The 14,299-nt window shown below is 38.1% G+C and carries 11 protein-coding genes; 8 read left to right on the top strand and 3 right to left on the bottom strand.

Annotation, left to right across the window (positions count from 1 at the left end):
- Window positions 1-14 precede the first annotated feature (14 nt).
- From JWR23_RS16270 to JWR23_RS16250, 5 genes are all read left to right on the top strand, one after another.
- Window positions 15-2,567: a GH92 family glycosyl hydrolase gene (locus tag JWR23_RS16270; protein WP_299517373.1), complete on the top strand. Its 2,553-nt coding sequence runs from the start codon at window positions 15-17 to the stop codon at window positions 2,565-2,567.
- A gap of 29 nt (window positions 2,568-2,596) precedes the next feature.
- On the top strand, window positions 2,597-2,935 hold the full coding sequence (locus JWR23_RS16265) for a TfoX/Sxy family protein (protein WP_299517372.1): 339 nt from the start codon (window positions 2,597-2,599) through the stop codon (window positions 2,933-2,935).
- A 126-nt stretch (window positions 2,936-3,061) separates the two neighbouring features.
- Window positions 3,062-5,365, top strand: coding sequence for a penicillin-binding protein 1A (locus JWR23_RS16260; RefSeq protein ID WP_299517371.1), 2,304 nt, complete (start codon window positions 3,062-3,064; stop codon window positions 5,363-5,365).
- A 53-nt stretch (window positions 5,366-5,418) separates the two neighbouring features.
- Window positions 5,419-8,565, top strand: coding sequence for a tolB protein precursor (locus JWR23_RS16255; protein ID WP_299517370.1), 3,147 nt, complete (start codon window positions 5,419-5,421; stop codon window positions 8,563-8,565).
- A gap of 222 nt (window positions 8,566-8,787) precedes the next feature.
- Window positions 8,788-8,940, top strand: coding sequence for a hypothetical protein (locus JWR23_RS16250; RefSeq protein ID WP_299517369.1), 153 nt, complete (start codon window positions 8,788-8,790; stop codon window positions 8,938-8,940).
- Between the two features lie 246 nt (window positions 8,941-9,186).
- Here JWR23_RS16250 and JWR23_RS16245 read toward each other — a convergent pair whose 3' ends face one another.
- Genes JWR23_RS16245 through JWR23_RS16235 form a run of 3 tightly spaced genes read right to left on the bottom strand, consistent with a single transcriptional unit; the run spans window position 9,187 to window position 12,137 of the window.
- On the bottom strand, window positions 9,187-9,963 hold the full coding sequence (locus JWR23_RS16245) for an aldolase/citrate lyase family protein (protein WP_299517368.1): 777 nt from the start codon (window positions 9,961-9,963) through the stop codon (window positions 9,187-9,189).
- 6 nt (window positions 9,964-9,969) lie between these two features.
- On the bottom strand, window positions 9,970-10,626 hold the full coding sequence (locus tag JWR23_RS16240; RefSeq protein WP_299517367.1) for a PepSY-associated TM helix domain-containing protein: 657 nt from the start codon (window positions 10,624-10,626) through the stop codon (window positions 9,970-9,972).
- Window positions 10,626-12,137, bottom strand: a complete 1,512-nt coding sequence (locus JWR23_RS16235; protein WP_299517366.1) for a DUF2271 domain-containing protein — start codon at window positions 12,135-12,137, stop codon at window positions 10,626-10,628. The genes JWR23_RS16240 and JWR23_RS16235 overlap by 1 nt, the downstream gene beginning before the upstream one ends.
- Before the next feature lie 415 nt (window positions 12,138-12,552).
- Between JWR23_RS16235 and JWR23_RS16230 the strand changes: the two genes are divergently transcribed.
- The 3 genes from JWR23_RS16230 to JWR23_RS16220 are packed head-to-tail and all read left to right on the top strand — an operon-like array spanning window position 12,553 to window position 14,175.
- The gene (locus JWR23_RS16230; RefSeq protein WP_299517364.1) at window positions 12,553-13,380 is read left to right on the top strand and encodes an MOSC N-terminal beta barrel domain-containing protein; all 828 of its coding nucleotides are present in this window, start codon (window positions 12,553-12,555) and stop codon (window positions 13,378-13,380) included.
- Between the two features lie 6 nt (window positions 13,381-13,386).
- Window positions 13,387-13,680 (top strand): SelT/SelW/SelH family protein, encoded by a 294-nt coding sequence (locus tag JWR23_RS16225; protein WP_299517363.1) that lies wholly within the window; start codon window positions 13,387-13,389, stop codon window positions 13,678-13,680.
- Between the two features lie 60 nt (window positions 13,681-13,740).
- A complete protein-coding gene (locus tag JWR23_RS16220; RefSeq protein ID WP_299517361.1) occupies window positions 13,741-14,175 on the top strand; it encodes an Rrf2 family transcriptional regulator in 435 nt (144 codons plus the stop codon).
- Window positions 14,176-14,299 lie beyond the last annotated feature (124 nt).

Here is a 14,299-nt window from a genome sequence, read left to right as displayed (position 1 = left end):
AATAAATCTGTAAAGTGATAAAGCTATTCCGTGTTTTACTTTTAGTTACTTTTGGTTTCGTTGTATCCGCATCGGCACAAAAGAAAAAAGATTATACCCAGTTTGTTGACCCATTTATTGGTACCGGCGGGCACGGACATACTTACCCTGGTGCTGTATTGCCCTTTGGTATGGTACAATTAAGCCCCGATACGCGTTTAGATGGTTGGGATGGCTGCTCCGGATATCATTATACAGATTCTGTTGTTTATGGTTTTTCGCATACACATTTAAGTGGTACAGGCATCCCCGACTATTGCGATATCCTGTTTATGCCAACAACAGGCATCCCTCAATTTAAAAACACCGATTATAGCTCGCCGTTTACTAAAAAGAACGAAACAGCATCTCCCGGTTATTATAAAACCAGGCTCAATAAATATGGCATTGATGTGGAGCTAACTGCCACCACCCGGGCGGGTATGCATCGATATTCTTATCCATCAACCCAACAGGCAAATATTATTATTGATCTGCAACACCGTGATACCGTAATTAATTCATGGATCGAGATAGTAAATGACCATGAGATACGGGGTATGCGCGAATCAAAAAGCTGGGCAAAAGATCAGTATGTATATTTTTATGCCAAGTTTTCAAAGCCATTTAAAACTTATGGCATAGCAGTTAATGATGTTTTGCAAAATGGATTAAAAAAGGCAGAAGGCAAAAACATTAAACTCTATATCCAATTTGCCAATCCCGGCGAAGTAATATCAAAGGTGGGCATATCAGCAGTAAGTGCAGAAGGGGCGTTAAAGAACCTTGATGCCGAAATACCTGATTTCGATTTTAAAAGGGTACAGAGAGCCGCCAAAACAGCCTGGATAAATGAACTGGCAAAAATTGAAGTTGAAGGCGGCAGCCCACAGGCAGAGCAAGAACAACAGCCATCAGCTAATAATATGGGTTATGGCGCCAGCCGTCGTGTTCCGGCTAAAAAAGTACTATCTGTTGATTATGGAAAAGTTAAAAGAACCATATTTTATACTGCTCTGTATCATAGCATGCTATCGCCAAACATTTACAGTGATGTTGATGGGCAGTATCGTGGTATGGATGAAAAGATACATGTTGCCGAAGGCTTTAATTACTATACCGTATTTTCTTTATGGGATACTTTTAGGGCCGAGCATCCCCTATTGGAATTAATAGACCGCAAACGCACGCTTGATTTTATTAAAAGCTTCCTGGCGATGTACGACCAAAAAGGTTTATTGCCAATTTGGCCGCTTGCGTCAAACGAAACCTATTGTATGATAGGCAACCATTCTATCCCGGTTATTGTTGATGCTTATGCAAAAGGTATAAGAGATTTTGATGCGGAAAAAGCTTTTACTGCTATGAAATCTGCAGTAAACCGCAATCAGTATGGGTTAGATTCCTACCGTAAAAATGGCTTGGTATTGGCTGATGATGAACCTAAATCGGTATCAAAAACGCTGGAATATGCTTATGACGATTGGTGCATCGCCCAAATGGCTAAAATGCTGAATAAGCCGCAGGAATATGCCGAATACATACAACGCGCGCAGTACTGGAAAAACGTTCAGAATAAAGACAATGGCTTTATGCAGGCCCGCATTAATGGCGATTGGTATAAACCATTTGACCCTACAGAGGTAAATAAAAACTATGTAGAAGGCAATGCCTGGCATTATACCTTCCTGGTACCACAGGATGTAAATGGCTTAATAAACCGTATGGGCGGTAAAATAAACTTTGAAAATAAACTGGATGAATTATTTACCACGTCATCAAAAATGACAGGCATACAGCGGGTTGACATTACTGGTTTAATAGGCCAGTATGCACATGGTAATGAGCCAAGCCATCATATGGCTTACCTGTTTAATTTTACCGATGAGCCGGACAAAACGCAGTTTTACATTAACCGCATATTAAGCGAAGAATATAGTAATAAACCGGATGGCTTAGCGGGTAATGATGATTGCGGGCAGATGTCGGCCTGGTATGTAATGAGTTCGTTGGGGATATACAATATTGCTCCCGGTCAGCAGCAGTTCCAGGTAGGTTTGCCACAGTTTGAAAAGGCGGTTATTAACCTGGAGAATGGCAAGAAATTCACCATCTTAAATTCAGGTTCATTAGTAAGCAGGAATAACATTTATTTACAGGGCATGAGCCTTAATAAAAAGTCATACAACAAACTCTACCTGGATTATACAGATATAGCCAACGGTGGTGAATTTGAAGTTTATACCGGCCGCCTGGCTAATAAAATGTTTATGCAGGATTTAGAGAAACCAGAATCTAATATCGCAGACAACTTAATAGTTCCCAACCCAACCATAGTTTTATTAAAAACGTTTGCCCCGCCCACACAGGTAGAGATAAGAAGTAATGATACAGAGGCTAATACTATTTATTATACAATAGATGGCTCTGCTCCTACAACGGCTTCGGCTGTTTATAGTAAACCGATATCCATTTCAGCAAGAACTATAGTTAAGGCTATAGCTGTTAAAAATGGCAAATCAAGTTTTGTTACCAAAGCACATTTTTAGTAAAACATTATCCATTTATTTTATAAACAATGGCCTACAACGAAAAACTTGCTGATAAAATAAGAGAAGCATTAGCAAACCATGATCTGCCGGATATTGAAGAAAAGAAAATGTTCCGGGGCATTTGCTTTATGGTGAATGGCAAAATGTGCGTTTGCGCCAGCGGTGATGAAATGCTTTGCCGCATAGGTCCCGAATATAAGGATGCCCTTGAAAAACACGGCGTTCGCGGCATGATACGTAATGGCAAAGCGCTAAAAGATTTTATTTTTGTAAGTGAAGATGCTATGAAAACAAAAAAGGAATTTGATAGTTGGATAAACAAGGCCCTGGCATTTAATAAATTTGCGAAAGCAACCAAAAAGTAAACCAAATACAACGTATTTTGCATTGCTTATAAACTTACTTCTCCTAAAATTTAACAGTTAAAATTACGTTGTTACATAATTATTAACGGGCTATGATTTTGAGCCATAATTTTACATCTTTACCGCATGTTCAGACGTATAAAAAACCAATACCTGAGATACTTCCTCATCTTTATATATTCATTAATTATCTTTTTTTGCTGCATTGAATTAAATTTCCTGTGGTTGTTTGGCTATTCGCCTGATATGCAAGATATTAGGAGCCCAAGTTTATCTGTTGGTTCACAAGTATATACAGCCGATGGTAAATTAATAGGAGAATATTATCGTGAAAACCGTTCGCCGGTTGATTATAAAGCCATATCTCCCAGCCTGATAAACGCATTGGTAGCAACAGAAGATGTACGGTTTTACAAACATGGCGGCGTTGATTTTTATTCTTTCTTTACCAGTATACTTTCAACCGCTAAAGGAGATAAACGCGGGGGCAGCACCATTACACAACAATTGGCAAAAAACCTATATTCTACCCGTAAAAGAAAATCGCAGGGACTATTAAGGCATATCCCCGTTATCCGCACACTGGTTTCAAAATGTAAGGAATGGCTAACCGCCTATAAAATTGAGCATGTTTATAATAAGCAGGAAATACTTACCCTGTATTTAAATACGGTACCGTTTGGCAGCAATTCGTTTGGTATAAAAACTGCGTCACTTAAGTTCTTTAATAAAACCCCTGACGCCGTTACCCCTGCCGAGGCTGCCACGCTGATAGGCATGCTTAAGGCTACATCAACCTATAATCCGATAAACAATCCGGATAAAGCTGTTGAACGCAGAAATACCGTATTAGGGCAAATGGAGAAGTATGACTTTTTAAGCAAAGCTGATTATACTACCTATACCAAAATGCCAATAGGGCTTAATTTAAGCTATGTAGAGGATGATTCGCACGGCGATTCCTATATACGGGAGGCGGTTGAGCGCTGGTTAAAAAAATGGTGTAAAGACAATGATTATAACCTTTATGAAGATGGCTTAAAAATATATACCACCATCGACTCGCGATTACAACAACATGCAGAAGATGCGGTGGCTGAAAAAATGAAGATGCTGCAAAGACGTTTTGACAACTTTTGGGGAACAAAAAACCCATGGCGCGATTCGAAGGGCAATGAAATAACCGACTTTTTATTAAAGGCCGAACAGCATTTGCCTATATACAAATTATTGGTAGCCAAGTATAATGGTGATATTAACCAGATAAACCAATATTTTGAAAAACCAAAACGAATGAAAGTGTTTACCTGGAATGGTGAAAAGGACACTACGTTTTCAAGTACGGATTCTATAAAATATTATACCCGCATTTTAAATACCGGGATGATGACCATTGAGCCATCATCCGGTAAAATAAAAGTTTGGGTAGGCGGAATTAATCACAAGTACTTTAATTACGATCACGTAAATCAATCAAAAAGACAAGCCGGTTCAACATTTAAACCTTTCGCTTATTTAACAGCTTTAGATAATGGTTTTTCGCCATGCGATAAGTTTACAGATCAACCCGTATCTATTAAATATACCGACGAAGGTAAAGACCAGGTTTGGGCACCTAACAATGCTGATTTTAAATTTACCTACCAGGAAATGTCCTTACGATGGGCAATGGGGAAATCAGTAAATTCAATTACTGCACAGGTAACCGAAAAGGTGGGTTGGGATAAAATTGTTGCATATGCTCATAAATGCGGTATCGAAAGCCCCTTAAAGGCGGTTCCTTCGGTTTCATTGGGATCGAACGATGTATCGGTATATGAAATGGTACGGGCCTACAGTACCTTCTTAAACAAAGGTGAAAAAATAGACCCGTTACTGGTAACTAAAATAACCGACCAGGATGGCAATATATTACAAGAGTTTGTATTAAAAACCGAAAGAGCGATTAGCGAAGAAGTTGCCTGGTTGATGCTGTATATGTTTAGAGGTGGTATGGAAGAACCGGGAGGCACATCGCAGGCATTATGGGAATACCAGGGATTATGGAAAAAAAACAATCAGATAGGCGGTAAAACAGGCACATCATCTGATTATGTTGACGGATGGTATATGGGTATTACCAAAGACCTGGTTACCGGTATATGGGTAGGTGCTGATGACCGCAGCGTACACTTTACAAACTCTGAGACAGGCGAAGGCTCACATACCGCTCTTCCTATTTTCGGCAGCTTTATGCAACGGGTTTATGCTGATCCGCAATCGGGCTATACCTATGGTGCATTTCCTAAACCATGGACAAAGATCACCAAAAGTTATGATTGCCCTTCGCCAAGATTAGCAGTTGATACAACAGCTACAGATAGCCTTGATATGCCGGTAGATACAACGCGTGGAGCAGTATTACCCGAGCTAAAACAACCCGGCAATTAATCTTAACGTAATGTTATAAGCATTTGGTAAATTAGCACCGATATTTAAAATTTATGAATAAAAACTTCTCCCCTGTAAACAAACCAAAGAAATATTCATTCATTTTAATTTGTTTTATTAGTCTGCTGCTTTTGGGCCCGGGTGCAAATGCGCAATACTTCGGGCAAAATAAGGTTCGCTACAAAAAATTAAATTTTAAGGTTTATAAAACCCCGCACTTCGAGATCTATTACTATCTGAAAAATGATAGTATGGTTAAAGGCTTTGCGCAGGAAAGCGAGCTTTGGTACACCCTGCATCAACAGGTTTTTAGAGATACATTTAAAAATGCCAACCCTATTATCTTATATGCCAATCACCCTGATTTTCAGCAAACCACAGCTATTGATGGCGAGATAGATGTAGGTACAGGCGGTGTTACCGAAGGTTTAAAGAACCGCGTTGTAATGCCTGTTATGGAAAACAACCAAATGACCAGGCACGTTATCGGGCATGAGTTGGTGCATGCTTTCCAATATCACTTGCTGTTGGGTAAGGATGATGCGAATTATGATAATATAAATAATTTGCCCTTGTGGATGATAGAAGGTATGGCCGAATACCTTTCGTTAGGTAAACGCGACTCATATACAGCCATGTGGATGCGTGATGCTTACTTAAACCATGATATTCCAACGGTAAAAGATTTAACCGAAAGCAGTAAATATTTCCCTTATCGTTACGGCCAGGCATTTTGGGGTTTTATAGGATCAACCTATGGGGATACCATTATTACCCCTTTCTTTAAAAATACTGCCCGTTTCGGTTTAGCTTATGGCATAAGGCGCACCTTTGGCTATGATGATAAAACGCTGTCTCGTCTTTGGAAAAATTCAATAGAAAACACGTATAAACCTTATTTAAAAGATACGGTTCAAAAGCCTGTAGGTCAGTTAATTATAAGTGATAAAAATTCAGGTAAAATGAATGTGGCGCCGGCCATAAGCCCTGATGGCAAGTATGTTGCGTTTTTATCAGAAAAGAATTTATTTACCATAGATCTCTTCCTGGCTGATGCCAAGACGGGGGTGGTAATAAAGAAACTCACCAGTAAGGTATCTAATACCCACATAGACGAATTTAACTTTATTGAATCTGCCGGAACCTGGTCGCCGGATGGCAAAAAGTTTGCCTTTAGCGTTTTTAATAAGGGGCGTAACCGTATGCTGGTTGTTGAAGTACCCAGTGGCCGGATAATAGATGATGTTTCGATGGATAAGGCCGAGCAGTTTAGTAACTTATCATGGTCGCCGGATGGCAATCAAATTGTTTTCCAGGGATTAGCCGAAGGGCAAAGCGATCTGTATTTGTATAATTTCAATACTAAAAAAATTACCCGGTTAACTAATGATAAGTATTCTGATAATCAGCCAAGTTTTTCGCGGGATGGTAAGAAAATAGTTTTCACAAGCGACAGGACAACTTATGACCGCTCATTATCACAAGATATAACATTCAACTTAGCTGAATATGATCTGGCTACCGGCCAAACCAGGGATATAATATTATTTAACGGGGCCAACAATTTAAATCCTCAATATTCATCAGACGGTACGCAGATTTATTTCTTATCAAATCGTGATGGTTTCCGTAACCTATACCGCTATACAATCAGCACAGGTAAGTTAGAGCAAATGACCAACTTATTTACAGGTATTTGTGGTATTACAGAATTCTCACCTGCCTTAAGTATATCGGCTAATAATGATATTGTTTACTCCTATTACAGATCTCAAAAATATTCGCTTTACAATGCAAAAGTGTCTGATTTTAACCCTGTGACTGTTAGCGGCACCGAGGTTAATTTTGACGCGGCAATGTTGCCCCCGGCTCGTGCAGTTGGAGTAGATCTGATCAATTCAAACCTTAATAATTATCTGGCTTATCAAAAATTATCTACTGATTCTATTAAAGACCAGGCTTATAAACCAAAATTTAAATTAGATTATTTAGCCAGCAGTGGTATTGGGGCATCGGTAAGTTCATTTGGTACGGGTTTATCAAGTGGTGTCCAGGGTGTGTTTAGCGACATTTTAGGGCGTAATCAAATATATGCAGGTGCTGCTATAAATGGCGAGGTTTATGATTTTGGCGCGCAAGTGGTATATATAAAACAAGAAGGCCGGTGGAACTTTGGTGGCGGTATATCACATATCCCCTATCAATTTGCCAATTATAATTTAGTGAATACTACTTATAATACCGGTAGTAAAACTATACCTGCTACAGAAGAACGCTACGATATAATTCGTATTTTCCAGGATCAGATCTCTTTATTTACCTCCTATCCTATTTCGAAAACCAGCCGGGTAGAATTTGGCGGTGGTGCATCACAATTCTATTATCGGGTTGACCGCTACAGCACCTATTATGACACTTTAGGGAATGTACTTAATTATCAAAAAAATCATATAACAAACTCCGCCTATAATTCCGATCCGTTAAATGGTGGGGCAGTATTAAATCCGTTTACGGTTTTCCAGGTAAATACATCATTGGTTGGCGATAATTCATTTTTTGGTGTAGCATCTCCGCTTAATGGTTTCCGTTACCGCATAGAGGCCGAATATGATTTTGGTACTTACAAGTTTTTGGCACCAACTATTGATTTGCGTAAGTATGTACGGGTAGACCCGGTTACTTTTGCTGTAAGGCTGTATGGGTATGGTCGTTTTGGTAATTCTAATGGTTTATATCCTTTATATATTGGTTACCCATTCTTAATTAGGGGATACGAAGCACAAACCTTTTATAACGGAAATGGTAAACCAAGTAACGGATTTACTATTGATCAATTATCAGGAACACGCACAGCTATAGCAAACTTTGAGGTTCGTTTACCTTTTACCGGGCCCGAAAGACTATCGCAAATTAAATCTAAGTTCTTTTTTTCTGAGCTTAATTTCTTTTTTGATGCAGGTTTAGCCTGGAGCTCTGGTAACCAGGTAAAGTTTCAGACAGCGCCCGACAAAATAGGAGTTGATAAAAATGGCAATAATGTTTATAACACCAATCAACGCGTTCCGGCATTAAGTACTGGTGTCTCACTACGTGTAAATATTTTTGGTTACTTTGTTTTAGAGCCCTATCTGGCGGTGCCATTTAACCGTAATGACGTTAACAAACCTGTATTTGGTTTAGGTTTCACACCGGGCTGGTAATATCTGTTCAAATTTTGTTTTTTATAAGGTGTTCTCACCAGAGTAACAGGCAATGAAAAGACAGTATACAAATTTAAATCAATATACTATCCGGCAGGGTATCTCATAGCTGGCAAACGCTTTAAAATTGCAGGCAGGAATAGCTCCTAAATATAAGTACCGATTTTGGCTAAAGCCCGTCTATAATTATAATCTTAGCCCGTTGGCTGAAGCCAAACGGCAATGAAAAAACTATTTTGTTATCATTGCCGTCACATTTATGTGACGGGCCCCGTAAAAGAATTAGCATCGGCTTTAGCCAAAAAATCGCCGTTATGGGTAAAGGACCTGTTTGATACAGTCTATTTTAAAAGCGATTTCTCTGGTATTTCATAGATTTTTTGGGAAAAAAGTGTTTCACATCAGGTGTTTCACCCCATATTTGCAAAAATCGGTAAAAAAGCATAAATTACTTACTATAAAGTATTTAGGCTGTTTCACCTAAAGTATTTGTACTGTTTCAAAGTGTTTCACTTATTTTTACAAATAGCTATATACCAGTATGTTAACCTAAAAGAGTGTTTCATGTGTTTCATTATTTTGTGAAACACTACAACCTGTCATTTTTGAGAATGCTTTATCCTATTTTTTAGAATTTTCTCTGACCGTATTTATTTGGTTGGCCATAGCAAGCGCGCCGTTAGCTACAAATGTTGCATCTGCTCCACATCCAATTAACCTTATTCCTGCATCCATATAGGTTTGATAATCATTAACGTCAAAAATAAGTATACCTGCTGCCTTACCCACCTTCTCGGCGGCCTCAACGGTTCTTTTTAAGGCGTCTTTAAATAACGGGTGGTCATACTGGCCATGAATGCCCATATCCATAGTAAGATCATTAGGGCCAATAAACAGCACGTCAATATTATCTATTGCTGCTATTGCATCCAGGTTGTTTAAAGCTTCGGCAGTTTCTATTTGTACGATGCCTAAAATGTCATCCTGGGCATTCTTATAATAATCTGCAAAGTTTTGACCATAGCCGGTAGCTCTAACCATCTTAGCCACCCCCCTAACCCCATGCGGCGGATAGTGCAAGCCCACGGCTACTTCGCTGGCCTCGGCAGCATTATCAATATGCGGGCACATTATACCTTCAGCGCCCATATCCAGTACTTTTTGTATGCGTTGCCGTTGTGTGCTTTCAACTCTTACCAATGCTGCTGCAGGAGTGTGTTCAAGGGCCTGTAATTGGTTTAATATATCTCTTTCTGAACCGCCGCCATGTTCAAGATCTAATAACACCCAATCATAGCCAGACAGGCCAACAATTTCGGCAGTAATTGTGCTACCCAGATTTAACCAACAGCCATTAAGTGTTTCGCCATTTTTAAGTCGTTTCTTTAAATTCTTCATAAATAATTAAGGTACCATAAAATAATAAACCAGGTAACAAACTAATGTACCAATTGCAAGTAGTATAAAACCGTTTAAACGTTTCTTTTTCATAAAGCATATCATGATAATACCTGTAAGTGAAAGCAGGATCATAAAAATAGCTGCTATGTCAATTAAATACGACCACTTTTTACCGGTATCACGCCCTTTATGCAGATCATTGATGAGGGCTATTAAACCAAGACTGGTTTCTGTTACTTTATAATCGCCGTTATCCCTGTCGATAAAGGCATCGGCACTATACCCCGGGCCTTTAAACGAAATGGTACATTGATTATCATCGATAATAAAATCGCTTACATCACCTTTAATATGATGGTTATGTTTTAATAGTTCAACTATCTCCAGTTTAGCAATTGCAGCTGTATCTTTTACCTTAACCCATTTTAGCTTTACTTTGCCGGTATATTTTTGTATACTTTGCTTGCCGTCGAACCATTCTGCATGGTTAAGGGTAAAGCCTGTAATTGCAAAAAACAATACAATAACAAAACTTATCATTGAAAGGTAAATATGCAACCACCGGGAAACAGATGCTGTACGCTTTTCCCAAACCGACTTTGGTGTGCCTCCGGCTTTTCTTTTATATAAACGGGCTTTGGGCCCTGTATTATCAGCCATTAGTTTTTCTTAATATAATCAAGTGAGGCTGCCGCGACCTCCACATTTCCACGCAGGCTAATAGGTTTTACAGGTTTAGTAAAGTCAATTTCTTGTTTCATTAACTGATGTGTTCCATGCTCACGGGCAACTTCTATCATAACGGTGTATGCACCAAGCTTTACAAATTCGCCTTTATCATTTTTACCGTCCCATTTTAGGGTATATTTTCCGGCTGGCCGGGTAGCGCTTGTGGTTGAACTTACACTACGATCTCCATTAGCATACCTGGAGTAATATGCATCATACCAGCTACTTATTTCATCCAGGTATTTGGGTTTTCTGTACCAAAGCGCAATGTTCCGTACGGGCTTTTTGTCCTTATCAACTACCCATACTGCAACATACGGGCTATGTACGCGAAAATCGTTAATCTCACTTAATTCCAGTTTTATTAGTAATTCATAATTTGGATCCCATGTATTGTCGGCAGGTATAATATTTGCCTTTGAGTTCTGTTTGTTTAATGGAATTTCAAAAGTCTTCCATCCGTTACTTTCATAGCGTTTACCATCGCTGGTTATTAGCATAAATTCAGCGTGGGGTATTGTAGCTGCTAATGCTTTACTTTCTTCGGGTGTAAGCACATTCATTGCTGTAGCCAGAGCGCCGGCATCTGTTGGGTTATCGGCTACTACAGTCGCGCTGATAACTTTATCAGCCGGTAACCCGGTGCGCGGGTCAACAATATGCGAATGCCATTGACCATTAATTAATTCTCCACGGCGATAGTTTCCGCTGGTAACTACTGCTTTATTGCTAATATTAAGCTTTGCTATGGGCTCATCATTTTCGGCGTCCGCTTTTGGGTCGCTTACCTGTATTTGTTCTGTATGCGCTCCCTGAACAACTATGTCACCACCAATATTCATTACTATGCCTGTAATCCCACTTTTAGCAAGAGCTGCATCACAAGCTTTATTTATTATATAGCTTTTTACAAATGAGTTTAGCATTAATGGCGCATCGTCTAAACGTAAAGCAGTTTGATCGGTCGCGTTTAATTTCCAGTGAGGTTGTTTTACCTCTGCTACTGCTGCTGCAAGTTGTGCATTAGTGGGCCGGGTATTATTTCTACCCGCATCTGCCCATAGTTTTACAATAATCTGTGCCGATGCATCTAATGCACCACCACTTTTGGCTTTCCATTTATCAAAAAGACTTAAAACTTCAAAAAGCTCGGGCGATATTTTTACAGCCTTTTTTTCTCCATGCAACCAACGGCTAAACTCGCTTGATGAGTTATAGCCGCTTAATATTTTATTCATCCGGTCAATCTCATTCATTGCCGCGTTTTCTGCTAATTCTGCTTGTGCGGTTGATAAGGCAGTTACTTTTAATTCAAAGGATGTGCCTAATATATTTTCATAATTATATATATATAATTTACTTGCCTTTTTTGGCGGAACAGTAGCGCTGCAGCATATAGTCACCAGTAAACAGCAAAAAATTAAAAATGGGGATAATTTCATTTAATTAACTTATAAAAATGCGGTTATTAATAATTGCTAAATTAAGCAGCTAATGTTTAATTTAAGAAAGTAATAAAAAAGATACATAAAAAAAAGACCTTCAAATAATTCTGAAGACCCTTCTAATTAATTTGACAAATGCAGCAATAAACCTATACCCGTTAAATGTTATTACTGTACTGTACCATGTACACGTTGATACACCTTGGTACACTCAAAATTTCAATACATTGAAATCAACATGTTAAATCATTATCAAATAAACTAACTATTATATTCTTTGCAGTAAATTCTGCTTTATATGCAGGCTCATTTTACGTGTAGAAATTTATTGACTGTTAAGAATGATTTCCCACATTTTATTAAGATCTAAATGCTAACATATAATAACTTTGCAATAAAATAATATTATTAGATGCTTCGAATTAGCGAGCTATATATTTATCCTATCAAATCATTGGCAGGTATTAAAGTTGACCAGGCTTTAATAACTGACAGGGGCCTTGAATATGACCGTAGATGGATGTTGATAGATGCCAATAACCGCTTCATTTCGCAACGCGAAGTTGCTATGCTGGCTCAGCTAAATGTGAGCATTTCTACAAGCTTTTTAACAGTAGAACATATGTTAAACCATACTTCAATTAACATACCATTAATTACTGTAAAACAGCAGCTTATAGCGGTAACAATATGGGATGATACTTGTATAGCCCAATTGGTTAGCGATGAAATAGATAATTGGTTTACAAATATTTTAGGAATCAACTGCAGGCTGGTATATATGCCAGACAACACCAAACGCCTTACCGATCCTCAATATACAAATGAAGATAGCATAACCTCTTTTTCTGATGCTTATCCATTTATGATAATAGGGCAATCATCATTAAATGATCTGAATAAAAGATTAAGTAATGCCGTGTCTATGAATAGGTTTAGACCAAATATAATATTCACCGGCGGTGAACCTTACCAGGAAGATGTTATGAATAGCATTACCATTAATAATGTTAACTTTAATGGAGTAAAGCTTTGTGCCAGATGTAATATAATATCTATTGACCAAAGCGATGCTTCAAACAGTAAGGAGCCTGCCAAAACCCTTGCCTCTTATCGTACAAAAAATAATAAAATATACTTTGGGCAAAATTTAATTCATTCGGGCCCGGGTAACATTGCAGTTGGCGACGAATTATTGGTATCTACAGTACATTATGAAGAGAGATTTATTATAGCTTAAGGTAAAATGAAACCATCCATCACTATTGAATATTGCCCAAAATGCAACTGGCTTTTACGCGCTGCTTATATGGCCCAGGAATTATTAACCACTTTTGAAGACGATCTATACGGAATAACTTTACGGCCAAGCGAAACAGCCGGGCGTTATACTATATATTTAAATGATGATATTTTGTTTGACAGAAAAGATCAGGGTCGCTTTCCGGAAATTAAAGAGTTAAAACAATTGGTAAGAGATAAAATAAACCCCGGCAAAAATTTGGGACATTCTGATAGCATTGAAAAAAAGTATAGTTAATCGGTATTTTTAAGCGGATTACAATTCTTTATTTATATTTGTTAGTTATAATTTTAAAAAATGCTATCGAAAAAAACTAAATATGCTATTAAAGCATTAGTAATTCTTGGGAAGAACACGGACAAACCTCCCATGCAAATTTCAAAGATTGCAGAACAAGAACGCATACCCAAAAAATTCCTGGAACAAATATTATTAGACATGCGCAATGCCGGTTTTTTATATAGTAAAAAGGGTGCCGGTGGTGGTTATGCGCTTAATAAAGATCCAAAAGATATTTACCTGGTTAGCATAATGCGCATCACCGATGGACCTATTGCCATGGTGCCTTGCGCAAGTTTAAATTTTTATCATAAATGTGATGAGTGCCACCATGAAACCACTTGTGGCATACGCGATGTATTTATTGATGTACGCGATGCTACGTTAAAAATATTATCAGAAACAAGTATTGCTGATATTATTAGTCGGGAAAACACACTTATCAACGTTTAATGTTTGTTTTTCATCTGATTGTTAAAAAACATATTTTTTAACAAATATTCTACCAATTCCATATACTATATATATATTTGTTGAAAAAATGCAGATTTGTTGTTGCTTTTTTTTGACCGTATCA

This window comes from Mucilaginibacter sp. (genome assembly GCF_028288205.1).
Classification (GTDB): Bacteria; Bacteroidota; Bacteroidia; order Sphingobacteriales; family Sphingobacteriaceae; genus Mucilaginibacter.
Note: the sequence above shows the minus strand (reverse complement) of the source record. Positions and strands in the feature narration are given on the sequence as shown.